This is a genomic window from Streptococcus porcinus (assembly GCF_901542335.1).
GTDB lineage: Bacteria > Bacillota > Bacilli > Lactobacillales > Streptococcaceae > Streptococcus > Streptococcus porcinus_A.
This window is the reverse complement of record NZ_LR594036.1, coordinates 1627291-1650992: the sequence shown is the minus strand read 5'-3', so window position 1 is coordinate 1650992 and position 23702 is coordinate 1627291. Positions and strand designations below refer to the sequence as shown.

At 39.1% G+C, this 23702-nt stretch carries 19 protein-coding genes, 3 tRNA genes, 3 rRNA genes and 3 pseudogenes; 26 read left to right on the top strand and 2 right to left on the bottom strand.

Annotated features, from left to right (window positions below):
* The first annotated feature begins 52 nt into the window (after window positions 1-52).
* The 11 genes from FGK96_RS07980 to FGK96_RS07930 all read left to right on the top strand — a co-directional run bounded on the left by FGK96_RS07980 (window position 53) and on the right by FGK96_RS07930 (window position 12489).
* Entirely contained in the window at window positions 53-2035 is a 1983-nt protein-coding gene (locus FGK96_RS07980; protein ID WP_138082908.1) for a peptide ABC transporter substrate-binding protein, read from the top strand.
* Window positions 2036-2104: 69 nt separating this feature from the next.
* Window positions 2105-3604, top strand: a complete 1500-nt coding sequence (locus FGK96_RS07975) for an ABC transporter permease (RefSeq protein ID WP_138082906.1) — start codon at window positions 2105-2107, stop codon at window positions 3602-3604.
* Window positions 3604-4530, top strand: coding sequence for an oligopeptide ABC transporter permease OppC (gene oppC / locus FGK96_RS07970; RefSeq protein ID WP_138082904.1), 927 nt, complete (start codon window positions 3604-3606; stop codon window positions 4528-4530). Before FGK96_RS07975 ends, oppC begins: the two co-directional genes overlap by 1 nt.
* 14 nt (window positions 4531-4544) lie before the next feature.
* A complete protein-coding gene (locus FGK96_RS07965) occupies window positions 4545-5615 on the top strand; it encodes an ABC transporter ATP-binding protein (protein ID WP_138082902.1) in 1071 nt (356 codons plus the stop codon).
* Entirely contained in the window at window positions 5608-6531 is a 924-nt protein-coding gene (locus tag FGK96_RS07960; RefSeq protein WP_138082900.1) for an ATP-binding cassette domain-containing protein, read from the top strand. The genes FGK96_RS07965 and FGK96_RS07960 overlap by 8 nt, the downstream gene beginning before the upstream one ends.
* A gap of 286 nt (window positions 6532-6817) precedes the next feature.
* Window positions 6818-8366, top strand: a 16S ribosomal RNA gene (locus tag FGK96_RS07955).
* Between the two features lie 222 nt (window positions 8367-8588).
* Window positions 8589-8661: transfer RNA gene (locus FGK96_RS07950), tRNA-Ala, on the top strand.
* A 400-nt stretch (window positions 8662-9061) separates the two neighbouring features.
* Window positions 9062-11966 (top strand): 23S ribosomal RNA (locus FGK96_RS07945).
* A gap of 206 nt (window positions 11967-12172) precedes the next feature.
* Window positions 12173-12288: ribosomal RNA gene (gene rrf, locus FGK96_RS07940) — 5S ribosomal RNA — on the top strand.
* Together the 16S, 23S and 5S rRNA genes with 3 tRNA genes alongside form the textbook arrangement of a ribosomal RNA operon.
* Window positions 12289-12293: 5 nt before the next feature.
* A tRNA-Asn gene (locus tag FGK96_RS07935) sits at window positions 12294-12367 on the top strand.
* A gap of 48 nt (window positions 12368-12415) precedes the next feature.
* A tRNA-Arg gene (locus FGK96_RS07930) sits at window positions 12416-12489 on the top strand.
* A 57-nt stretch (window positions 12490-12546) separates the two neighbouring features.
* Here FGK96_RS07930 and FGK96_RS10715 read toward each other — a convergent pair.
* Window positions 12547-12675, bottom strand: a pseudogene (locus FGK96_RS10715) (IS3 family transposase); the annotation flags it as partial.
* A 15-nt stretch (window positions 12676-12690) separates the two neighbouring features.
* Window positions 12691-13172: pseudogene (locus tag FGK96_RS10605) on the bottom strand (transposase); the annotation flags it as partial.
* Between the two features lie 662 nt (window positions 13173-13834).
* Between FGK96_RS10605 and FGK96_RS07920 the strand changes: the two are divergent.
* From FGK96_RS07920 to FGK96_RS07855, 15 genes and pseudogenes are all read left to right on the top strand, one after another.
* Window positions 13835-14386, top strand: a complete 552-nt coding sequence (locus tag FGK96_RS07920; RefSeq protein ID WP_138082898.1) for a sigma-70 family RNA polymerase sigma factor — start codon at window positions 13835-13837, stop codon at window positions 14384-14386.
* Between the two features lie 98 nt (window positions 14387-14484).
* On the top strand, window positions 14485-15012 hold the full coding sequence (locus tag FGK96_RS07915; RefSeq protein WP_138082896.1) for a YqeG family HAD IIIA-type phosphatase: 528 nt from the start codon (window positions 14485-14487) through the stop codon (window positions 15010-15012).
* Window positions 15012-16127 (top strand): ribosome biogenesis GTPase YqeH, encoded by a 1116-nt coding sequence (gene yqeH, locus FGK96_RS07910; RefSeq protein ID WP_138082894.1) that lies wholly within the window; start codon window positions 15012-15014, stop codon window positions 16125-16127. The genes FGK96_RS07915 and yqeH overlap by 1 nt, the downstream gene beginning before the upstream one ends.
* A 60-nt stretch (window positions 16128-16187) precedes the next feature.
* Entirely contained in the window at window positions 16188-16496 is a 309-nt protein-coding gene (gene yhbY / locus FGK96_RS07905) for a ribosome assembly RNA-binding protein YhbY (protein WP_138082892.1), read from the top strand.
* Window positions 16497-16563: 67 nt separating this feature from the next.
* The gene (locus FGK96_RS07900; protein WP_138082890.1) at window positions 16564-17196 is read left to right on the top strand and encodes a nicotinate-nucleotide adenylyltransferase; all 633 of its coding nucleotides are present in this window, start codon (window positions 16564-16566) and stop codon (window positions 17194-17196) included.
* Window positions 17193-17786 (top strand): bis(5'-nucleosyl)-tetraphosphatase (symmetrical) YqeK, encoded by a 594-nt coding sequence (gene yqeK, locus FGK96_RS07895; protein ID WP_138082888.1) that lies wholly within the window; start codon window positions 17193-17195, stop codon window positions 17784-17786. The genes FGK96_RS07900 and yqeK overlap by 4 nt, the downstream gene beginning before the upstream one ends.
* Before the next feature lie 116 nt (window positions 17787-17902).
* A complete protein-coding gene (gene rsfS / locus FGK96_RS07890) occupies window positions 17903-18256 on the top strand; it encodes a ribosome silencing factor (RefSeq protein ID WP_138082886.1) in 354 nt (117 codons plus the stop codon).
* A 58-nt stretch (window positions 18257-18314) separates the two neighbouring features.
* A complete protein-coding gene (locus FGK96_RS07885; protein ID WP_138082884.1) occupies window positions 18315-19055 on the top strand; it encodes a class I SAM-dependent DNA methyltransferase in 741 nt (246 codons plus the stop codon).
* A gap of 25 nt (window positions 19056-19080) precedes the next feature.
* Complete coding sequence (locus FGK96_RS07880; RefSeq protein ID WP_138082882.1) at window positions 19081-19707, top strand: DJ-1/PfpI family protein; 627 nt, start codon at window positions 19081-19083, stop codon at window positions 19705-19707.
* A 13-nt stretch (window positions 19708-19720) separates the two neighbouring features.
* Window positions 19721-20827 (top strand): nucleotidyltransferase, encoded by a 1107-nt coding sequence (locus FGK96_RS07875; protein WP_138082880.1) that lies wholly within the window; start codon window positions 19721-19723, stop codon window positions 20825-20827.
* Between the two features lie 91 nt (window positions 20828-20918).
* A pseudogene (locus tag FGK96_RS07870) lies at window positions 20919-21608 on the top strand (MerR family transcriptional regulator).
* A 43-nt stretch (window positions 21609-21651) separates the two neighbouring features.
* Window positions 21652-22014, top strand: a complete 363-nt coding sequence (locus tag FGK96_RS07865) for a PH domain-containing protein (RefSeq protein WP_138082878.1) — start codon at window positions 21652-21654, stop codon at window positions 22012-22014.
* Window positions 22015-22073: 59 nt separating this feature from the next.
* Complete coding sequence (locus FGK96_RS07860) at window positions 22074-22910, top strand: SDR family oxidoreductase (protein ID WP_138082876.1); 837 nt, start codon at window positions 22074-22076, stop codon at window positions 22908-22910.
* 126 nt (window positions 22911-23036) lie between these two features.
* A complete protein-coding gene (locus FGK96_RS10660) occupies window positions 23037-23159 on the top strand; it encodes a hypothetical protein (RefSeq protein ID WP_269472115.1) in 123 nt (40 codons plus the stop codon).
* 30 nt (window positions 23160-23189) lie between these two features.
* A complete protein-coding gene (locus FGK96_RS07855) occupies window positions 23190-23690 on the top strand; it encodes a modification methylase Sau96I (protein ID WP_172601617.1) in 501 nt (166 codons plus the stop codon).
* Window positions 23691-23702 lie beyond the last annotated feature (12 nt).

Genomic DNA, 23702 nt, shown 5'->3' with positions numbered 1-23702 from the left:
AATTAGCACAATCTTTTGACCAAGATTGGAGAAAAAATTAGGAGTGAATCTTATGAAAAATGGCAAGTGGTTAGCTGCTGTTGGAGTAGCGATTTTATCAGTCTCTGTTCTAGCGGCTTGTAGCAATGGATCAAGCAAAGATAGTAAGTCAAAAACGTATAGTTATGTTTATACAACAGATCCAGATACTTTGGATTATTTGGTTTCAGGACGTTCAACAACAAGTGAAATCATTCAAAACAGTGTCGACGGCTTAATGGAATATGATAACATGGGGAACCTAATCCCTTCAGTTGCTAAAAGCTGGACAGTATCTAAAGATGGCTTAACATATACCTATAAAATTCGTAAGGATTCAAAATGGTACACCGCTGATGGTGAAGAGTATGCAAATGTTACAGCAGATGATTTTGTAACTGGATTGAAGCATGCTGCAGACAAAGGATCAGATGCTCTTTACCTTGTACAAGATTCTATAAAAGGTCTGAGTGATTATGTTGAAGGAAAAAACAAGGACTTCTCAACTGTAGGCGTAAAAGCTATTGATAAGCATACCCTTCAATATACGCTTAATAAACCAGAAAGCTTTTGGAATTCAAAATTAACATATGGAATTCTTTCACCTGTTAATGCTGATTTCTTAAAATCTAAAGGTAAGGATTTTGGTAAAGCGTCCGATGCATCCTCCATCCTATACAATGGACCATTCCTGATTTCATCTTTAACAAGTAAGTCATCTATTGAATTTGTTAAAAATGAAAATTATTGGGACAAAAAAGATGTCCATGTTGATGGTGTACAACTAACCTATTATGATGGTCAAGATCAAGAGTCACTATTTAGGAATTTTGACAAAGGTGCTTATTCTGCAGCGCGTCTTTTCCCTACAACACCTTCTTACACAGAAGTTAAGAAAAAATATGGTGACAACATCATTTATGCACCACAAAAATCAAACATTTATTATGCCACATTTAATCTGAATCGTACAGCCTATGAACATACGAAGAAAACTAGTGATAAACAAAAAGACGATACTCGTAAGGCTGTTTTAAACAAAGATTTCCGTCAAGCCTTAACATTTGGTTTCAATAGAAAATCATATACGGCTCAGACTGCCGGTGAAGAAGCAGCAGGTAAATCACTTCGGAATACTTTAGTTCCACCTGCATTTGTTCAAATTAACGGTCAAGATTTTGGTAAAACGGTTGAAAAAGAACTAGCGACTTATGGGGATCAATGGAAAGATGTTAATCTTGCTGATGCGCAAGATGGTCTCTATAATCCAGAAAAAGCTAAAATGCAAATGGACAAAGCTAAAAAAGCTTTAGAAGCTCAAGGTGTACAATTCCCTATTCATCTCGATATGCCTCAAGATCAGACTGCATCAGGCTTAATGCAACAAGCTCAATCTATGAAACAATCTATTGAAAAATCGCTAGGGAAAGAAAATGTCGTTGTTGATATTATTGAACTTAATTCAGACACATATAACAACATCACTTATATGGCTGAAACAACAAATCAACAAGACTGGGATCTCTCAACTGCCTCAGGTTGGAGCCCAGACTACGCTGATCCTTCTTCTTACTTGGATATCTTCAATCCAACGATGGCGGCTGCTCAAACAAAATTCATTGGTCTTAATCCAGTAAAAGACGTTGCTATTGCTAATGAAGCAGGTTTGGAAGAATTTTCAAGTTTAGATAATGAAGCTGGTAAAATTACAGATAATCAGGACGAAAGATTTAAAAAATATGCCAAAGCACAAGCAGCTTTAACAGATTCAGCTGTTTATATTCCAACCTACTCACTAGGTGGAACTCCTTCTGTTACTAAAGTAGTACCATTTACAGCAGCTTTTGGCTGGTCTGGTAATAAATCTGATGCAAGTACATTTTATAAATACATTAAACTTCAAGATAAACCTATAACATCAAAAGACTATGGTCAAGCTTTGAAAAAATGGAAAAAAGATAAAGAAAAATCTAATAAAAAATATGCCGATTCTTTAGAAAAGCATATGGAAAAATAAAAGTTTGTTCAAAGTAAGAACTTTCTCTTCGAGTGAGGAAGTTCTTTTGAACTTATTATGAGGAATAGAATGAAAAAGTATATTATTGAGCGCATCTTGAGGTCTTTAATATCAATTTTGCTGGTAACTACACTGACTTATGTCATTGTTTTTACACTTGTTCCAACAAATTTGATTTTTAAACAGGATCCTAATTATAACAAGATGGTGACAACACCAGATAAAAAAGAAAATTATCGAAATACGATTTTCGAGCGCATGGGTTATATTTCCTATTACAATAGTAAAGAATTAGAAGCTAACGCTGAGAAGATAGATAAATCTGTTAGCGTTGAGCCAACGAAGGCTAATCAAAAAATATATCAAAAATATATCAAATCCATCGGAAATGGTTGGGAATTGAAACGTTTCGAAGAAAGTAAAAAGTTCTATGCAGTCCGTAACATACCAATCTATGAGCGGGTTTGGAATTTTTTTAGCCAATTGATAGTAGTTGACCATCCATGGGTGATTCAAGACAAAAAAAATCCAAACTTAGCTCGTTATATTCGTCCAGAGCTAGATCCTTCAGTAGGCCCAGCCTTGGTGGGTTCAGGAACAAAACATAAGTACATGTTATACTTTAATGGACAGTTTCCTTTTGTTCACCAAAACTTTGTTGGTTTTAATTTGGGGACTTCTTACCCGACTTATGCTAACATTCCTGTCATTCAAGTTATTACACAAGAACAAGGGCGTACTCTATCTAAAGAAGTAACGTTCCCAAATGGGACTAAGAAGTTTTCGCCGATTAATATTTACTCTCGTACCTATAAATCACCTAGTAAGGCAGATGCTAGAGATCGAATGAATTTTGGAAAAGATGACTCCTACACTGCAACGGAGAACAATCATGCAGAGCCATCGATGATAGCTAATTCCTTCATTATCGGGATGATTGGTGTTTTATTATCCTATGTCTTTGGCCTTCCAATTGGGATGTTGATGGCTTATTATAAAGATGGGATATTTGATCGTTTCTCAACAGGTGCTACAACCTTTATGTTGGCACTTCCGAGTATTGCATTGATTTACATTGTCCGCTTCTTGGGCTCAATAGTTGGACTTCCGGACACTTTTCCCTTGCTAGGGGCGAGTGATCCTAAGTCCTATGTTTTGCCGGCTCTTATTTTGGGAATTCTTGGAACGCCTGGAAATGTAGTCTGGTTCCGTCGATACTTAGTTGACTTGCAAGGTAGCGATTTTGTTCGCTTTGCCCGTGCTAAAGGATTGACTGAAGCTGAAATATCTAAAAATCACCTATTTAAACAAGCGATGGTTCCTATTGTTAATGGAATTCCACAAGCAGTAGTAGCTACTATTGCGGGTGCCACCTTGACTGAGACTGTCTTTGCCTTTCCAGGAATGGGTAAGATGCTGATCGATGCTATTAAGGCAGCTAATAATACAATGGTTGTTGGTCTTGTCTTTATATTCGCTGTTCTTTCTATTTTAGCTCTATTAGCTGGTGACATCTTAATGACAATTCTTGACCCACGTATCAAATTATCTAGTAAAGGAGGGAAGTAATGGCAACCATTGACAAAAGTAAATTTGAGTTTGTTGAACTCGACAGTTATGCATCAGAAGTCATTGATGCCCCGGCTTACTCATACTGGAAATCTGTTTTTCGTCAGTTCTTTTCGCGTAAATCGACTGTATTGATGTTGATTATTTTAATTGCGATTATTTTAATGAGCTTTATCTATCCTATGTTTGCAAATTATGATTTTGGTGATGTAAGTAATATTAATGATTTTTCAAAACGTTATATCTCACCAGGAGCTGAATACTGGTTTGGAACTGATAAAAATGGTCAGTCATTATTTGATGGTGTTTGGTATGGTGCAAGGAATTCCATTTTGATTTCTGTTATTGCAACTATGATTAATATGCTTTTAGGCGTGGTTGTTGGTGCTTTATGGGGTGTTTCTAAAGCTGTTGATAAAGTTATGATTGAAGTCTATAATGTTATTTCAAACTTGCCTCAAATGTTGATTATTATCGTTTTAACCTACTCTATTGGGGCAGGATTTTGGAATTTGATATTTGCCTTTTGTGTAACAGGTTGGATTGGAATTGCCTACTCTGTGAGGGTTCAAGTACTCCGTTACCGTGATTTAGAATATAACTTGGCAAGCCAAACGTTAGGGACGCCAGTACATAAAATTGCAACTAAGAACTTATTGCCACAGTTGGTTTCTGTTATCGTATCAATGGTATCTTTATTGCTTCCAGCCTATATTTCTTCTGAAGCATTCCTATCCTTCTTTGGTTTAGGATTGCCGCTTTCAGAACCAAGTCTTGGACGTTTAATTTCTAACTATTCCTCAAACTTGACAACAAATGCCTATTTATTCTGGATTCCTTTAACCACTCTTATCTTAGTGTCGCTACCTCTTTATATTGTAGGACAAAACTTAGCTGACGCTAGTGATCCAAGAACGCATAGATAGGAGTTATTGTTATTATGGAAGAAAATAAGGAAATAATATTAAGTGCAAAAAATGTTGTTGTTGAGTTTGATGTTCGTGATCGTATTTTAACTGCTATCCGTGATATCTCAATTGATCTTTATGAAGGGGACGTTTTAGCAGTCGTTGGAGAATCTGGAAGTGGTAAGTCAGTTTTAACCAAAACTTTCACGGGGATGCTTGAATCAAATGGCCGTGTAGCCTCTGGAAGCATTGATTACCGAGGACAAGAATTAACGAAACTCAAGAATCATAAAGACTGGGAAGGTATTCGAGGGGCAAAAATAGCAACAATTTTCCAAGACCCTATGACCAGCCTTGATCCGATTCAAACAATTGGAAGTCAAATCACTGAAGTGATTATCAAACATCAGAAAAAATCTCGTTCTGAAGCTAAAAAACTGGCGATTGATTATATGACTAAGGTAGGCATTCCAGATCCTGCTAAGCGTTTTGGGGAATACCCATTTCAGTATTCTGGAGGGATGCGGCAACGGATTGTTATAGCGATTGCTTTAGCCTGTCGCCCAGATATTCTGATTTGTGATGAACCAACTACAGCTTTAGATGTTACTATTCAAGCTCAAATTATTGAATTGTTAAAATCACTTCAAAAAGAATATCAATTTACCATTATTTTTATCACTCACGACCTAGGTGTAGTAGCAAGTATTGCGACGAACGTTGCGGTCATGTATGCAGGAGAAATCATTGAGTATGGGACGGTAGAAGAAATCTTCTACGATCCACGGCATCCATATACTTGGAGTCTTCTCTCAAGTTTGCCACAATTGGCTGACGATAAGGGGACTTTATTCTCTATCCCAGGAACACCACCGTCACTGTACAAACCAATAGTTGGAGATGCATTTGCACCTCGTTCTCGCTATGCTATGAAAATTGATTTTGAAGAAGCATGTCCAAGGTTTGAAGTCAGTGAAACTCATTGGGCCAAAACGTGGCTGCTCCATCCTGATGCACCAAAAGTTCAAAAACCAGAGGTAATTCAAGATATTCATGAAAAAATTTCAAAGAAACAAATCTATCGGGAGGAAGGAAATGTCTGAGAAATTAGTTGAAGTCAAAGACTTAGAAATTTCCTTCGGTGAAGGAAAGAAAAAATTTGTAGCAGTTAAAAATGCTAACTTCTTTATTAACAAAGGAGAGACCTTCTCTCTCGTGGGAGAATCGGGATCTGGCAAGACCACAATTGGACGTGCTATCATTGGTTTGAATGATACAAGTAAAGGGGAAATTCTTTACAACGGAAAAGTGATAAATGGTAAAAAGTCAAAATCTGAAGCAAATGAATTAATACGTAAGATTCAGATGATTTTCCAAGATCCAGCTGCCAGCTTAAATGAGCGGGCAACGGTTGATTATATCATTTCAGAAGGTCTTTATAATTTTAATCTCTTTAAAACTGAAGAAGAACGGCAAGAAAAGATAAAAAATATGATGTCAGAGGTAGGTCTGTTATCAGAACACCTCACGCGTTATCCCCACGAATTTTCTGGTGGACAACGCCAGAGGATTGGAATTGCACGTGCTTTAGTGATGGATCCAGAGTTTGTCATTGCAGATGAACCTATATCAGCCCTTGACGTCTCTGTTCGTGCCCAAGTCCTAAACCTTTTGAAAAGAATGCAAAAAGAAAAAGGATTAACTTATCTCTTTATTGCGCATGATTTATCAGTTGTACGTTTTATATCAGATCGAATAGCAGTTATCCATAAAGGGATCATCGTTGAAGTCGCTGAAACAGAAGAACTCTTCGTAAATCCAGTTCATCCTTATACCAAGTCACTTCTATCAGCAGTACCAATTCCAGACCCAATACTTGAGAGAAAGAAAAAATTAATTGTCTACTCGGTAGACCAGCATGACTATTCAGTTGATAAACCTGAGATGGTAGAAATAAAACCAGGACATTTTGTATGGGCTAACAAAGCTGAAGTCGCTAAATATCAAAAAGAACTATAAGAAGGTCCTACCTTCTTATTTTTTTTATCAACGCCTAAGGTAAATGAAGATAAGCATGTTTAAAAATGATGTAAAAGAAAAATGAAAATAAATTGAAAAAAGATATTGACAAAGAAGATGATAGCTGATAGAATAAAATAGTTGTCTCGTAAGAGATTCAAGACCTTTGAGAACTGAATAAGACAAGAAAAAACCAAACGTGAGGGTGATATGCAAGACATATTACCCGTCAATCAAAAAAGCAATAAATCTGTCAGCGACAGAAAAAGAACGAGTAAGTTCAAACTAAAATGAGAGTTTGATCCTGGCTCAGGACGAACGCTGGCGGCGTGCCTAATACATGCAAGTAGAACGCAGAGGACAGGTGCTTGCACCAGTCTAATGAGTTGCGAATGGGTGAGTAACGCGTAGGTAACCTACCTTATAGCGGGGGATAACTATTGGAAACGATAGCTAATACCGCATGAAAGTAGAAGACACATGTCATCTACTTAAAAGGGGCAAATGCTCCACTATGAGATGGACCTGCGTTGTATTAGCTAGTTGGTGAGGTAAAGGCTCACCAAGGCGACGATACATAGCCGACCTGAGAGGGTGATCGGCCACACTGGGACTGAGACACGGCCCAGACTCCTACGGGAGGCAGCAGTAGGGAATCTTCGGCAATGGGGGGAACCCTGACCGAGCAACGCCGCGTGAGTGAAGAAGGTTTTCGGATCGTAAAGCTCTGTTGTTAGAGAAGAACGGTAATGGGAGTGGAAAATCCATTACGTGACGGTAACTAACCAGAAAGGGACGGCTAACTACGTGCCAGCAGCCGCGGTAATACGTAGGTCCCGAGCGTTGTCCGGATTTATTGGGCGTAAAGCGAGCGCAGGCGGTTTGATAAGTCTGAAGTTAAAGGCTGTGGCTTAACCATAGTTCGCTTTGGAAACTGTCAAACTTGAGTGCAGAAGGGGAGAGTGGAATTCCATGTGTAGCGGTGAAATGCGTAGATATATGGAGGAACACCGGTGGCGAAAGCGGCTCTCTGGTCTGTAACTGACGCTGAGGCTCGAAAGCGTGGGGAGCAAACAGGATTAGATACCCTGGTAGTCCACGCCGTAAACGATGAGTGCTAGGTGTTAGGCCCTTTCCGGGGCTTAGTGCCGGAGCTAACGCATTAAGCACTCCGCCTGGGGAGTACGACCGCAAGGTTGAAACTCAAAGGAATTGACGGGGGCCCGCACAAGCGGTGGAGCATGTGGTTTAATTCGAAGCAACGCGAAGAACCTTACCAGGTCTTGACATCTTTCTGACCGTCCTAGAGATAGGATTTCCCTTCGGGGCAGGAGAGACAGGTGGTGCATGGTTGTCGTCAGCTCGTGTCGTGAGATGTTGGGTTAAGTCCCGCAACGAGCGCAACCCCTATTGTTAGTTGCCATCATTAAGTTGGGCACTCTAGCGAGACTGCCGGTAATAAACCGGAGGAAGGTGGGGATGACGTCAAATCATCATGCCCCTTATGACCTGGGCTACACACGTGCTACAATGGTTGGTACAACGAGTCGCAAGCCGGTGACGGCAAGCTAATCTCTTAAAGCCAATCTCAGTTCGGATTGTAGGCTGCAACTCGCCTACATGAAGTCGGAATCGCTAGTAATCGCGGATCAGCACGCCGCGGTGAATACGTTCCCGGGCCTTGTACACACCGCCCGTCACACCACGAGAGTTTGTAACACCCGAAGTCGGTGAGGTAACCATTTAGGAGCCAGCCGCCTAAGGTGGGATAGATGATTGGGGTGAAGTCGTAACAAGGTAGCCGTATCGGAAGGTGCGGCTGGATCACCTCCTTTCTAAGGAAATGGAAGACGTTTGGTCATGTCTTATTTAGTTTTGAGAGGTCTTATTTAAGTCATGAGAACGTTAAGAAATCTGTATGAAAATAGGAAATTGACGCTGTGTGCTTGCACAGAAGGAAATTTATCTTTTTCACTAAGATTTTAGTTCGAATACAATTAAGCTTCACGTAATAGAATAGTACCACCACTAATAATGTAACAACCAGTTTATTAGTCGGGGCCTTAGCTCAGCTGGGAGAGCGCCTGCTTTGCACGCAGGAGGTCAGCGGTTCGATCCCGCTAGGCTCCATTATCTAGGATACAAAGAGATGTTCGGCTTGCCGAAATTTCTGTAGAAAATTAGGAATCTGACACAGTGTGCTTGCACACAAGGAAGGTTATCTATTTTCCTAAGAAATTAATCTCGTGTTCAACTAGATAAATGATATTTGAATACGAACCTAAACTTACTAGAAATAAGTCAAAACCATCTCGTGTCTGAAGACACATCACTGGTTTGTTCCTTATTTTACGCAAGTTTTACGACAAGTCGTAACGGTTCTTAATATCATAATAGTCCATTGAAAATTGAATAACTATATCAAATTCCACGATCATACAAATGATTGTAGAAAAGTAACAAGAAATAAACCGAAAAAAAGATAAACGCGAACATATTAAAAAATAAGAAGGTCGAAAGACTGGAATAAGGTTAAGTTAATAAGGGCGCACGGTGGATGCCTTGGCACTAGAAGCCGAAGAAGGACGTGACTAACGACGAAATGCTTTGGGGAGCTGTAAGTAAGCGCTGATCCAGAGATGTCCGAATGGGGGAACCCACTAACTAATGGTTAGTATCCATGACTATAAAGGTCATGAGAAGGAAGACGCAGTGAACTGAAACATCTAAGTAGCTGCAGGAAGAGAAAGCAAACGCGATTGCCTTAGTAGCGGCGAGCGAAACGGCAGGAGGGCAAACCGAGGAGTTTACTCCTCGGGGTTGTAGGACTGCGACGTGGGACTTTAATTTAATAGAAGAATTACCTGGGAAGGTAAGCCAAAGAGAGTAACAGCCTCGTATTTAAAATTGAATTGAGCCCTAGCAGAATCCTGAGTACGGCGAGACACGCGAAATCTCGTCGGAATCTGGGAGGACCATCTCCCAACCCTAAATACTCTCTAGTGACCGATAGTGAACCAGTACCGTGAGGGAAAGGTGAAAAGCACCCCGTGAGGGGAGTGAAATAGAACCTGAAACCGTGTGCCTACAACAAGTTCGAGCCCGTTAATGGGTGAGAGCGTGCCTTTTGTAGAATGAACCGGCGAGTTACGTTATGATGCGAGGTTAAGTTGAAGAGACGGAGCCGTAGGGAAACCGAGTCTTAAAAGGGCGACTTAGTATCATGATGTAGACCCGAAACCATGTGACCTACCCATGAGCAGGTTGAAGGTGCGGTAAAACGCACTGGAGGACCGAACCAGGGCACGTTGAAAAGTGCTTGGATGACTTGTGGGTAGCGGAGAAATTCCAAACGAACTTGGAGATAGCTGGTTCTCTCCGAAATAGCTTTAGGGCTAGCGTCGATGTTAAGTCTCTTGGAGGTAGAGCACTGTTTGGGTGAGGGGTCCATCCCGGATTACCAATCTCAGATAAACTCCGAATGCCAAGTAGATATAATCGGCAGTCAGACTGCGAGTGCTAAGATCCGTAGTCGAAAGGGAAACAGCCCAGACCACCAGCTAAGGTCCCAAAATAATTGTTAAGTGGAAAAGGATGTGGGGTTGCACAGACAACTAGGATGTTAGCTTAGAAGCAGCTATTCATTCAAAGAGTGCGTAATAGCTCACTAGTCGAGTGACCCTGCGCCGAAAATGTACCGGGGCTAAAACAATTTACCGAAGCTGTGGATTACTAGTAATAGTAATGGTAGGAGAGCGTTCTATGTGTGAAGAAGGTATACCGTGAGGAGTGCTGGAACGCATAGAAGTGAGAATGCCGGTATGAGTAGCGCAAGACAGGTGAGAATCCTGTCCACCGTAAGACTAAGGTTTCCAGGGGAAGGCTCGTCCGCCCTGGGTTAGTCGGGACCTAAGGAGAGACCGAAAGGTGTATTCGATGGGCAACAGGTTGATATTCCTGTACTAGTATGTATAGTGATGGAGGGACGCAGAAGGCTAACTAAAGCGTGCGAATGGAAGAGCACGTCTAAGCAGTGAGGTGTGGTATGAGTCAAATGCTTATACCTGATACATTGAGCTGTGATGGGGAGCGAAGTTTAGTAGCGAAGTTAGTGATGTCACACTGCCAAGAAAAGCTTCTAGCGTTTAACTACATACTACCCGTACCGCAAACCGACACAGGTAGTCGAGGCGAGTAGCCTCAGGTGATCGAGAGAACTCTCGTTAAGGAACTCGGCAAAATGACCCCGTAACTTCGGGAGAAGGGGTGCTGTCAGCGATGACAGCCGCAGTGAATAGGCCCAAGCAACTGTTTATCAAAAACACAGCTCTCTGCTAAATCGTAAGATGATGTATAGGGGGTGACGCCTGCCCGGTGCTGGAAGGTTAAGAGGAGGGTTTAGCGCAAGCGAAGATCTGAATTGAAGCCCCAGTAAACGGCGGCCGTAACTATAACGGTCCTAAGGTAGCGAAATTCCTTGTCGGGTAAGTTCCGACCCGCACGAAAGGCGTAATGATTTGGGCACTGTCTCAACGAGAGACTCGGTGAAATTTTAGTACCTGTGAAGATGCAGGTTACCCGCGACAGGACGGAAAGACCCCATGGAGCTTTACTGCAGTTTGATATTGAGTATCTGTACCGCATGTACAGGATAGGTAGGAGCCATTGAGAACGGGACGCCAGTTTCGTTAGAGGCGATGTTGGGATACTACCCTTGTGTTATGGCTACTCTAACCCAGATAGGCAATCCCTATCGGAGACAGTGTCTGACGGGCAGTTTGACTGGGGCGGTCGCCTCCTAAAAGGTAACGGAGGCGCCCAAAGGTTCCCTCAGATTGGTTGGAAATCAATCGCAGAGTGTAAAGGTATAAGGGAGCTTGACTGCGAGAGCAACAACTCGAGCAGGGACGAAAGTCGGGCTTAGTGATCCGGTGGTTCCGCATGGAAGGGCCATCGCTCAACGGATAAAAGCTACCCTGGGGATAACAGGCTTATCTCCCCCAAGAGTTCACATCGACGGGGAGGTTTGGCACCTCGATGTCGGCTCGTCGCATCCTGGGGCTGTAGTCGGTCCCAAGGGTTGGGCTGTTCGCCCATTAAAGCGGCACGCGAGCTGGGTTCAGAACGTCGTGAGACAGTTCGGTCCCTATCCGTCGCGGGCGTAGGAAATTTGAGAGGATCTGCTCCTAGTACGAGAGGACCAGAGTGGACTTACCGCTGGTGTACCAGTTGTCTTGCCAAAGGCATCGCTGGGTAGCTATGTAGGGAAGGGATAAGCGCTGAAAGCATCTAAGTGCGAAGCCCCCCTCAAGATGAGATTTCCCATGATTTAATATCAGTAAGAGCCCTGAGAGATGATCAGGTAGATAGGTTAGAAGTGGAAGTGTAGTGATACATGTAGCGGACTAATACTAATAGCTCGAGGACTTATCCAAAGATAAGAAATAGTTGTCACACGTTTATTGACAAAGAGGTAGAGTTCTTGATAAGATATAGTTATTCAATTTTGAGTGGACTAATCTTAAGTAGTGAGAACGTTAAAAAATCTGTATGAAAATAGGGAATTGAGGCTGTGTGGTTGCACACAAGGAAGTTTAACTTTTTCAGTAAGATTTAAGTTCGAATACAGTTCAATCATAAGTTAAGTGACGATAGCCTAGGAGATACACCTGTACCCATGCCGAACACAGTAGTTAAGCCCTAGAACGCCTGAAGTAGTTGGGAGTTGCCCCCTGTTAGATACGGAAGTCGCTTAGCTTTAATCCGCCATAGCTCAGTTGGTAGTAGCGCATGACTGTTAATCATGATGTCGTAGGTTCGAGTCCTACTGGCGGAGTCTTTAGAGGTAGGAATTTTCCTATCTTTTTTGATTTATGGTTAACGAGCACCCTTAGCTCAACTGGATAGAGTACCTGACTACGAATCAGGCGGTTAGAGGTTCGACTCCTCTAGGGTGCATTATGTTAGAAAAAGAACATGGGCCAGTGTACGACCTCAATAGTGGGACATTATATTTCAAGTAAGGGATTTAGTTCTGTACTGCACAGGATTAAGTCCTTTTAGTTTTGCTTTGCTACGTTTGTTGGTGGCATAATCAATTTGGATTGTTCCCTTTTCGTGACATAGATGGATGAATTCCTTTAGAATTTAAAATCGGTCTTTCTTGATAGCTTCGTCCCGTTCTTCTAATTCTTTTAACTTTTTTAGGAAGGCGTTATCCGTTCTGAGATATTCGTTCTCTTCCTGAAGGCATTTCTTCGGTCTTCTTTTTGGATTTACGTCCCATTTGTGATGGTCTCCCTCTTGTTTTCTCAACAATAAACAATAGTATAACCATTTTTCTTGTATTGCGCTATCCAATTGGCAAGAGTTCCTGGATTTGGGAAGGCGTAATCTAGAGAAACTGACATTAAGGATTGCCCATCTTTCAAGACTTTATTAATCATTTCTTGCTTCATTTCAGGTGAATAAGCTTGGTACTTTTGCTTCTTAACTATCTCAACTCCATAACGATCTATCAGTCGAATGGTATATTTTAAGTTGCAGCGGGTTACTCCAAATTGAATCTCTAATTGAGTCTAGGAAATACCTGATTTCTTTAAACGATAAATTTTTACTTTATCCTCGTAACTTAATTTCATACAAAACCGCCCCAAACGGCGTTGTACCCATAAAATGCGACACAAGAAAACCACTCCTGGAGTATTCTAGTAAAATAGAAGATGGGGTGTTTTATTATGGTCAAAAAAGTATATTCCTTAGAAACAAAGTTATCTTGCGTTGAAATGAAAAAAACAGGTAAGCCCGATAAAGTTATTATGGGTACATTAGGTATCAAAAATAAAGGTCAGATTTATACTTGATGGAATTGGTATCAAACAGGAGAAACTTATCGTTTCCTACAACCAATTGGTAAGCAATACACCTATGGTTAAGGGATGGAACAGTTATCAGAAGTTGAACAATTAAAACTCCAAGTTGAACTCTTAAAAAAGTATCGTAGCTTGATGAGAAAACCGATAAAGTAGCACTCATCAAGCTAGTTAAATACTACAAATATCCGTAGCCAAACGGTTGTGTTTTGGGATTATAGTCCTTATCGTCCTTGCCTAACAGGCGGTTTGGATGGAATTCGTTAGGTACTTTTTTATCTGTTTGGCTAAAATAAACCGATATGTTACAGTCTGTAAAAAAGTAAAATACTTACTCCTGTCGGAATGTTCTCTAGTTCAGTATTTAGCACTGTCTATGACTATTAATTGCTTAGAAACATAACTAAACTACTTAACGTGACATCAATGTCATGTTCTTTTTTGTAACTTTCTTTTACAATATGACTATTATTTTGAAAGAAGGTGTTACTAAAAAGTCTATGTATAATTCTGAATTAAATGAAATATTTAGCCATGTAAAGCCGATTATTTTTAAGTTAATGCGGACCTATTTTATTCAACTATGGGAAACTGATGATTGGCTACAAGAAGGACGCCTAGTTCTATATAATCTTATTGAAAGTAACCCTGAGTTACTAACCAATCAAAAAAAGTTATTTGTATATTTTAAAACCAAATTTTCCTCCCACATAAAAGATAACATTCGCCATCAGGAATCGTTTAAACGAAAATTGAATCGCTTACCATATCAAGAAATTAGTGAAGTTTCCCATCGGATACCTGAAAAGGGACTTATTCTTGATGATTTTGTTGCCTATCAGTCAATTATTGAGGAATTGAAGCCGTATTTAACTACTAAAGAAAAAAATCAATTTAAAGCGTTATTAAGAGGAGAGCGTTTTTCTGGACGAAAATCCTTGTTGCGCAAGTTAAAACCCTTCTTTATAGATTTTCATAGGTAAATAAAATAGCCGCGAGATACTTATTTTGGATGATTGAAATACATACTTTTACTTTCTATTATGGTATAATGAGTAGTAATAAGTATTTTGGAGATAAAATGAGTATTGACGATTATAGGCCGACCTACATGGTAGAAGCAGTATATGATTTAAGAGCGAATGACCTATTAAGAGAAGGAATTTCAGCTGTCCTAGTGGATTTAGATAATACCCTCATTGCTTGGGATAACCCTGATGGAACGGCGGAAGTAAGAGCTTGGTTAGATGAAATGACCATCGCAAATATTTCAGTTGTGGTGGTTTCCAATAATAATTATCGGCGTGTGGAAAGAGCAGTTGCCCGTTTTGGTGTGGATTTTATTAGTCGCGCGATGAAACCTTTTTCGAGAGGCATCAAGATAGCAATGGAACGTTACGGTTTCAATCCAGATGAAGTTATCATGGTTGGTGACCAGTTAATGACTGATATTCGAGCAAGTCATAGAGCTGGTATCCGTTCAGTGCTTGTAAAACCGTTAGTAGCATCTGATGCATGGAATACAAAAATAAATCGTTTTCGTGAAAAACGGGTTTTTGCAAAATTGGAAAAGAAATATGGCAAATTAACTTACCAAAAAGGAATTTAATGGAAGAATTATTTTGTATAGGTTGTGGAGTTAAGATTCAAACCGAGAATAAAGAGGAGATCGGATTCACTCCTCAAGCTGCTGTAAAAAAAGGGTTGGAAATAGGTGAGCTTTATTGCCAGCGCTGTTTCCGCTTACGTCACTACAATGAAATTTCAGATGTGCAAATTTCAGATGACGACTTTTTGACATTATTACATGAAGTTGGAGAGAGCGACGCGCTAGTGGTCAACGTAGTTGATATTTTTGACTTCAATGGCTCAGTTATACCAGGTTTATCCCGTTTTGTTGCTGGGAATGACGTTCTTTTAGTTGGGAATAAAAAGGATGTCTTACCTAAATCCACAAAAGACAGCAAGGTTAACCAATGGTTGTTGGAAAGGGCTCACGAAGAAGGTTTGAGACCAATTGATGTTATGTTAACAAGTGCGCAGAATAATTATGCGATTAAGGACTTGATTGCCTCAATTGATAAGTTCCGTAGGGGTCGAGATGTCTATGTAGTTGGAGTAACAAACGTTGGTAAGTCAACCTTGATTAACGCTATCATTCAAGAAATTAGTGGTAATAAAAATATCATTACAACATCGCGTTTTCCAGGTACTACACTTGATAAGATAGAAATTCCATTGGACGATGGAACCTATATATTTGATACGCCAGGTATAATTCACCGCCATCAGATGGCCCATTATCTTTCTGCTAAAGACTTAAAATATATTAGTCCTAAAAAAGAAATCAAACCAAAAACCTATCAGTTAAATGCAGGGCAAACTTTATTCTTAGCTGGTCTTGGTCGTTTCGATTTTATTTCAGGGATAAAGCAGGGCTTTACAGCTTACTTTGATAATAATCTAGCTTTACATAGAACTAAACTTGAAGGAGCAGATGCTTTTTATTATAAACACAGAAGTAGCTTATTAACTCCACCTGATAATGAAAATAGAGATTTTCCAGAATTGATAAATTATGAATTTCTTATTGATAGTAAAATGGACTTGGTATTTTCTGGGTTAGGATGGATCTGTATTAATGGGAGTAAAGAAAATCCTGTGAAAATTGCAGGTTGGGCTCCGAAAGGTGTGGCTGTCATGACGCGTAAAGCCATTATTTAAAAACGTGATGGCATTTACTATCTATCACACATAAAATTGACGCAAAATAAAGGAAATAAGATGTTAACAAGTAAACAAAGAGCTTTTTTGAAAGCAGAAGCACACAGCTTAAAACCAATTGTTCAAATTGGTAAGAATGGTTTAAATAATCAGATTAAGACAAGCGTGAGACATGCTTTAGATGCAAGAGAGTTGATCAAAGTAACTCTTTTACAGAATACGGATGAGAACATTAACAACGTTGCAGAAACTTTAGAAGATGAGATTGGTTGTGAAACTGTTCTAAAAATTGGGCGTATTCTAATTCTTTATAAGGTGTCTGCAAAAAAAGAAAATCGGAAACTCTCACTGAAAGTAAAAGACATTTAATATACCTAACATAAAATATTACTTGTTTTGTTTGATTTATTCTTAAGGTTGGGACTTTGGAGAAATAATGGCTTTAGAACTCGTAACGCCTTTTACAAAGGTTGAATTAGAAATTGAAAAAAAAGATATTAACAGAAAACAGGTTGGAATACTTGGCGGGAACTTCAACCCAATTCACAATGCGCATTTAGTAGTCGCAGATCAAGTACGTCAACAGCTGGGTTTAGATCAGGTTTTATTAATGCCTGAATTCAAACCGCCCCATGTTGATACAAAAGAGACAATTGATGAAAAATATCGTTTAGAAATGCTTAAATTAGCTATTAATTCAGCTAAAGGCTTAGCGATTGAGACAATTGAGTTGGAGCGTAAAGGAATTTCCTATACTTATGATACAATGGCACTTCTTAAGGAGAAGAATCCTGAAGTTGATTATTATTTTATAATCGGAGCTGATATGGTTGATTACCTCCCTAAATGGCACCGAATTGATGAATTGGTCCAAATGGTTCAATTTGTAGGTGTACAAAGACCTAAGTACAAGGCTGGTACTTCTTACCCAGTTATTTGGGTAGATGTACCTTTAATGGATATTTCATCCAGCATGATTAGGGATTTTATTAAGAAAGGGCGTCAACCAAATTATTTGATGCCTCAATCAGTACTTAATTACATTCAAAAAGAAGGTCTCTATCAATGAGTTATCAAGATTATCTTCCTTACACGCGTGAGCAACTTTTGGAAAAAATTGCTGCGCAGATGAGTGAAAAAAGGTTTAAACATGTACTGGGCGTTGAAAAGGTAGCAGTAAAACTTGCTGAAAAGAATCAGTACGATCCTGAAAAAGCAGGATTAGCTGCGCTTTTACATGATTATGCCAAAGAGTGTCCTGATCAACTCTTTAAAGATTTAATTAAAAAATATGATTTAGACCAAGATTTATTACAGTGGAATAATAATGTTTGGCATGGTTTGGTTGGTATCTATAAAATTCAAGAAGATTTACAGATATTTGATCCCGATATTTTAAGAGCAATTGCCATTCATACTGTCGGAGCTAAAGACATGTCTTTACTTGACAAAATTCTCTATGTAGCTGACTATATAGAAGAAGGGAGAGACTTTCCTTTAGTTAATCAAGCAAGACACATAGCTAACGAAAGTTTAGATAAGGCAGTGGCCTTTGAAACAGTTAATACAGTAGCCTATTTAGCAAGTAGGGCAGTACCAATATACCCGCAAACAATTGAGACTTATAATGCCTTTTGCCACTACTTGAAAGAAGTTTAATATCTATATAACTAGTAGCTTTTCTCATGAACTTTTATGGAAGTATGTAGGGGGAAATGTGAGGAAAGTGCTTGTTTTCAAAGAATTAATGAAATAAAGAAAGAACAAACATTTATATGAAAAAAGAAGAACTGTTAAATATTGTCGTTAAAGCAGCTGATGAAAAACGGGCCGAAGATATTTTAGCACTTGATTTAGAAGGCTTAACTAGTCTGACAGATTACTTTGTGATTACAAGTGCAACGAACAGTCGCCAATTGGAAGCAATTGCGGACAATATTCGTGAGAAAGTCAAAGAAGTTGGTGGTGATGCCAGCCATATTGAAGGCGATAGCACAACAGGGTGGGTTCTTTTAGACCTTAATGATGTCGTTGTTCACATTTTCTCTGAAGAGCAACGATACCACTATAATTTAGAAAAATTATGGCATGATGCACCTATTGTAGATGTATCAAGTCAATTGGTTTAAGATAAAAAATAAACAGTCTGTTGTGGGCTGTTTTTTAAAAATTGAGGATAGATTTTACATGACGACTTATGAAACTTTTGCATCTGTTTATGACGCCATAATGGACGATTCTTTATACGATCTCTGGACTGACTTTTCACTCCGCCATTTACCAAAAGCAAATCATAAAAAGAAGCTATTAGAACTTGCCTGTGGCACAGGGATTCAGTCCTTACGATTTGCGGATGCTGGCTTTCAGGTGACAGGCCTTGATTTGAGTCAGGAGATGCTTAACATTGCTCAAAAAAGGGCTCAGGAAGCCAAAAAGGACATTTGTTTCTTGCAAGGCAATATGTTGGATTTGTCCAAGACTGGCAAATATGATTTTGTCACTTGTTACTCAGATTCTATCTGTTACATGCAAGATGAGGTCGAAGTTGGTGATGTTTTCAAGGAAGTTTATGATTGCTTGAATCCTGAGGGGGTCTTTATTTTCGATGTCCATTCAACTTACCAAACAGATGAAGTTTTTCCTGGCTATTCTTACCACGAGAATGCAGATGATTTTGCCATGGTCTGGGATAGCTATAAAGACGATGCACCGCACTCCGTGGTTCACGAATTGACTTTTTTTCTTAAAGAATCAGATGGTACTTTTTCAAGGCATGATGAAATTCATGAAGAGAGAACCTATGACATTTTAACCTATGATATCCTCTTAGAACAAGCAGGCTTTAAGTCTTTTAAAGTCTATGCTGATTTTGAAGATAAGGAGCCAACTGATAACAGTCAACGTTGGTTCTTTGTGGCACAGAAATAAAAAAACATGTAAATTAGGAGTTTTGATGAAAATTGCTTTATTGATTTATCCAGAATTTTCCTTATACGAAATAACCCCTTTAACAGCAAAATTGACTCTGCAATATCAAGAACAAATTGATATCATTGCTAGTCAGAAAAGTATTTACAAAAGTGAAGATGGTTTTCAAGTGATACCTCATTTCTCCCTAAATGAGATAGATTTGAGCTCCTATGATCTTATTTTATTGACGGGTAGTATGGCCCCGTTTTCTGCAGTAAGTGATGTAATCTTAATAGACGCCTTATCAAGAGTATCCCTTAATAAGACTATTATTGCATCAATTTCATCATCACCATTAATACTCGCAAAGGCTGGACTATTAGATGGTTATGATTATACTGGTGGCATCTATCGAAATTATTTTGATACTTTTTCTTGGTTAAATGAAAGTCATTATCAGCCTAGAGTTTGCAAGATTGACCGTAATCTTATTACCGCAATTGGTAGTTCTGAAGCTGTGTCATTATTTACTGAGACTGTTCTAGCTAAATTAAATTTAACGAAACGTTATCCTGAAATTCCGAGTAAAGATATTTCTTTTACTTTAAAGTCGGATGACTATCAGCAAATGCTGACTGATCTATTAACTCAATATCCTAATTTAAATTAACTAAGGAGATTTTATGGCTATTACTGGTATTGTTGCTGAATTCAATCCTTTTCATTATGGCCATAAGTACCTGCTTGAGCAGGCGGAGGGCCTGAAAATTGTGGCTATGTCGGGTAATTTCGTCCAGCGAGGTGAGCCGGCTATAGTTGATAAGTGGGCTCGGGCTCAGATGGCTTTGGAAAATGGTGCTGATATTGTGGTTGAGCTTCCCTTTCAAGTGGCTGTTCAGTCTGCCGATTATTTTGCTCAGGGGGCTGTCGACATTCTTGCTAAAATGGGCGCAGATACTCTTGCTTTCGGTACAGAAGAAGAGCTGGATTATAGTGAGATTGCTAAGGTTTATGAAGAAAAAGCTGAGCAGATGATAGCCTATCTAGAAACGCTAGATAACTTTCTTTCTTATCCTCAGAAAACTCAAAAAATGTGGGAAACTTTTACAGGAATTGATTTTTCAGGTAATACCCCAAATCATATATTGGCTTTGGCCTACGCAAAGGCTAGCGCGGGCAAGAATTTACGATTACAACCCATCAGAAGGCAGGGCGCCGCATACCATTCCCAAGAGAAAAATCAGCTTATGGCCTCCGCAACGGCCATCCGAAAACACATTTCAGACCGAGCATTTTTAGAGCAGGCAACGCCCAGCGCGGAGTTAATTCTAGCAGCACCACACTTGTCTTGGAACAACTTTTACCCTCTTTTAAGGTATCAGGTACTGACGCATCCCGACTTGACTCAGATTCCGCAGGTTAACCAGGAAATGGCCAGTCGTATCAGCTCGGCTATTGCGAGCGCAGCGAGCTTGGAGGAGTTAGTGGAATTGGTGGCAACCAAACGTTACACCAAAGCACGAGTTCGTCGGTTGTTGACTTATATTTTGGTTAATGCTCAGGAAGCGCCACTGCCCGAGAGTATCCATCTTTTAGGATTTTCAGAAAATGGTCAAGCACACCTGAAGATTTTGAAAAAATCAGTCAATTTAATAAGTAAAATTGGTGCCGTTCCTTGGGATAAACCAACGCAGCAGGCTGATTTAGTCTACCGACTAGGCAATCCGGAACTGCTAGAACAAACCTTCGGGCGAATCCCCATTAGAATGTTAAAAAATAAACTTGGTTGAGTCAAGTTTATTTTTGTAAGCTCCTGGCCCTAACCTTTGGTAATAGTTTATACTAGACTTAAGTTAACGAAGGTAATGAAAGGAGGTCAGTATGAGAACAGTTAAAGAAGTTAGTCAATTAAGTGGTGTTACAATCAAGACCCTCCACCACTATGATAAGATTCTGAGTAGAAGTTTTAGAATTTGTGATGATAATTTGCAAAGATTACAGGAGATATTGCTTTTTAGAGAATTAGAATTTCCACTAAAGTTCATTAACTAAAGTCTTAATTATCAATCTTATGAGCGGCAGGAATCCCTAAAAAATCAGATTAAATTACTGGAATTACAAAAAGTAAAGATTAACAAATTATTAGCTCATGCTAAACAATTAGAATAAGGAGAAGTGGCAATGATATTTGAAACCTTTGAGCAATCTGAATATGATAAGTACCAAACTGAAGTTAAGGAACATTGGGGAGCAACTCAAGCTTATCAGGAATACAAGCAGAAGAAGGGAAGAATAAATTTTGAAGCGATTAGTAATCAGATGACAGATATTTTTTCAGAATTTGCTGCGATGCGAGAATTAGGAGCTGATCATGAAAAAGTACAAGCTCAGGTTAAAAAATTGCAAAATTATATTACTGATCATTTTTATACCTGTACCAATGAAATATTAGCCGGTCTTGGTCAAATGTATGTGGCCGATCAACGTTTTAAAGACAATATTGATAAAATGGGCGGACCAAGGACAGCTGATTTTGTGGCAAAAGCTATTAAAATTTATTGTCAACTCTAATGAAAGGTGATATGATAAATAAAAAAATCACTTAGGAGAAAAAATGACTGATCTAACCGCATTAGAATGGACTTTTGTTTCAGAGTGTCAGATTCCTGATGATGTTCGTGACATCCTTGTTTCAGGTGAAGAACCAATTGCTGCTTATAAAACAATACGTGATACTGCTATTTTCACGTCAAAGAGACTAATTGTTAAAGATGCTCAAGGCTTAACGGGTAAAAAAGTAGAAATATACTCTCTTCCCTATAAATCAATAAATATGTGGTCTACTGAAAATGCTGGCACCTTTGATTTTAACTCTGAAGTGGAACTTTGGACAAGAGCTGGCCATATCAAGATTCAATTAAAAAGAGATATTGATATTCGACGCTTTGATCGGCTCATTGCAAGTGTTCTCTTATAATTAGTTACCAAAAGTGCTATGGGATATAGCACTTTTCTCTATTGGTAATGGGGTGTAAAATGAAAAAAATTGCGTTAACAGGGGTAACAGGAAAGCTTGGTGGTTACTTGGCGACTGGATTGGCTCACATAGGTATTGAGAGCCGTCATTTAGCTAGACGACCGCAAAATGCTAAAGTATATGATAATGCAGAAATATTTCAATCTTTCTATGATGACTCACAAATCACAATTCAGTCGCTGACTGGGATTGACGTATTATTCATGGTTTCGGCTCGTGAGAGTTTGTCACGACTTGATGAGCATAAAGCCCTCTTGCGTGCTGCCCAAATAGCAGGTGTCAAGCATATTATTTACACTTCCTTCATGAATGCAAGGCCTGATGCAACCTTTACCTTGGCGCGTGATCATGCTTGGACGGAGGCTTATATCAAAGAATTGGGCTTTACCTACACCTTTTTGAGGGATAATTTTTATCAGGATATGTTTTTGGAAATAGCTGAGCAGGCTAGCTTATTAAGAGGTCCAGCAGGGCAAGAAAAAGTCTCTGCAGTACTTCGTTCAGATGTGGTAGCTGTTGCTTTAAGAATCCTCCAAGAACCCGCAAAATGGGAAAATCAGACCTTGAACTTAACAGGACCGCAAGCCCTATCTCTAGAGGAGTTGGCTACCTTATTGACTCGGTATTTAGGTAAAGAAGTCACTTATTACAATGAAGGTCTTAAAGAAGCTTATGAGTGGCGCAAGCAGTGGCCAGTTGAAGACTGGCAGTATGATGCCTGGGTCTCAACCTATACAGCCATTGCCAAAGATGAATTGTCTTTAGTCTCTAATGATATTGAAAAGGTTTTGGGGAGACCGGCAACTTCTTTAGAAGACTTCTTGAAAAATCGCTGATGAATTTTTTAGCCACTGGCTCCTTATGTAAGTGGTAAGAGTTTTTAGAATAGTAAATACATTAAGGAGAAAAGAGAAATCTTTTCTCTTTTTGTTCGCTTAAAAACTTAGAAAGGTAAAGTGAACATGGAAAATATTGAAATTGTATTGGACATCGATACTCTTGAAATTTTTCAAGTAATCAAACATGATTGTACTCCAGTTGATGAAATCGTTAATGAACAATTAACATTGTTTGAAACTATTTAATTTCATTTCTTTTCAAAAATGGTATTAGCTATGAAGAAAAATAATTTATATGAACAATTGATTAATAGTGAACCAATGGGATTTATTGATCCTCTAACAGATCTTGGAGAGTTTGATATCTATCAGATGAAATTTAAAGAGCCTGTTAGGCACTTGAAAAACAAATATTCTGACCAACCCTATTCACTGCATTGGCAGAATAAAATTGAGGAAATGCGTAGCTTATATATTGAATATCAAAAATGTTTGAGGGAAGAAGTAGAAGAGGAGATCATTATTAGCTCCAGGGCAAGAAGAGCAGAAAATAAAGAGTATCTCAATGAAATCGTACATACTTATTTGAAGCTTGGCTTTAAATTTCCTGAAATTGAAAAACGTGTATCATTATCTGTGAAGCGTTTAAGAAATCATTGGAACAGAAGGGATCATATTTCAAGCCATAAGATAGTTGTATTATTCAAAGATGACTTAAAGAATGGTTACTATGATTCTAAGGATTATTTACCAAAAAATTCGGGATTGAAGCTATAAATGAAGAAAGAA

Bases quoted from the DNA above. Each gene is read 5' to 3' on its own strand.
- yhbY (WP_138082892.1), top strand. From the start codon at position 16,188: ATGTTAACAAGTAAACAAAGAGCTTTTTTGAAAGCAGAAGCACACAGC.
- FGK96_RS07975 (WP_138082906.1), top strand. From the start codon at position 2,105: ATGAAAAAGTATATTATTGAGCGCATCTTGAGGTCTTTAATATCAATT.
- FGK96_RS07920 (WP_138082898.1), top strand. From the start codon at position 13,835: ATGTTCTTTTTTGTAACTTTCTTTTACAATATGACTATTATTTTGAAA.
- rsfS (WP_138082886.1), top strand. From the start codon at position 17,903: ATGAAAAAAGAAGAACTGTTAAATATTGTCGTTAAAGCAGCTGATGAA.
- FGK96_RS07860 (WP_138082876.1), top strand. From the start codon at position 22,074: ATGAAAAAAATTGCGTTAACAGGGGTAACAGGAAAGCTTGGTGGTTAC.
- FGK96_RS07875 (WP_138082880.1), top strand. From the start codon at position 19,721: ATGGCTATTACTGGTATTGTTGCTGAATTCAATCCTTTTCATTATGGC.
- FGK96_RS07885 (WP_138082884.1), top strand. From the start codon at position 18,315: ATGACGACTTATGAAACTTTTGCATCTGTTTATGACGCCATAATGGAC.
- FGK96_RS07915 (WP_138082896.1), top strand. From the start codon at position 14,485: ATGAGTATTGACGATTATAGGCCGACCTACATGGTAGAAGCAGTATAT.
- FGK96_RS10660 (WP_269472115.1), top strand. From the start codon at position 23,037: ATGGAAAATATTGAAATTGTATTGGACATCGATACTCTTGAAATTTTT.
- yqeH (WP_138082894.1), top strand. From the start codon at position 15,012: ATGGAAGAATTATTTTGTATAGGTTGTGGAGTTAAGATTCAAACCGAG.
- yqeK (WP_138082888.1), top strand. From the start codon at position 17,193: ATGAGTTATCAAGATTATCTTCCTTACACGCGTGAGCAACTTTTGGAA.
- FGK96_RS07880 (WP_138082882.1), top strand. From the start codon at position 19,081: ATGAAAATTGCTTTATTGATTTATCCAGAATTTTCCTTATACGAAATA.
- FGK96_RS07960 (WP_138082900.1), top strand. From the start codon at position 5,608: ATGTCTGAGAAATTAGTTGAAGTCAAAGACTTAGAAATTTCCTTCGGT.
- oppC (WP_138082904.1), top strand. From the start codon at position 3,604: ATGGCAACCATTGACAAAAGTAAATTTGAGTTTGTTGAACTCGACAGT.
- FGK96_RS07855 (WP_172601617.1), top strand. From the start codon at position 23,190: ATGAAGAAAAATAATTTATATGAACAATTGATTAATAGTGAACCAATG.
- FGK96_RS07900 (WP_138082890.1), top strand. From the start codon at position 16,564: ATGGCTTTAGAACTCGTAACGCCTTTTACAAAGGTTGAATTAGAAATT.
- FGK96_RS07965 (WP_138082902.1), top strand. From the start codon at position 4,545: ATGGAAGAAAATAAGGAAATAATATTAAGTGCAAAAAATGTTGTTGTT.
- FGK96_RS07980 (WP_138082908.1), top strand. From the start codon at position 53: ATGAAAAATGGCAAGTGGTTAGCTGCTGTTGGAGTAGCGATTTTATCA.
- FGK96_RS07865 (WP_138082878.1), top strand. From the start codon at position 21,652: ATGACTGATCTAACCGCATTAGAATGGACTTTTGTTTCAGAGTGTCAG.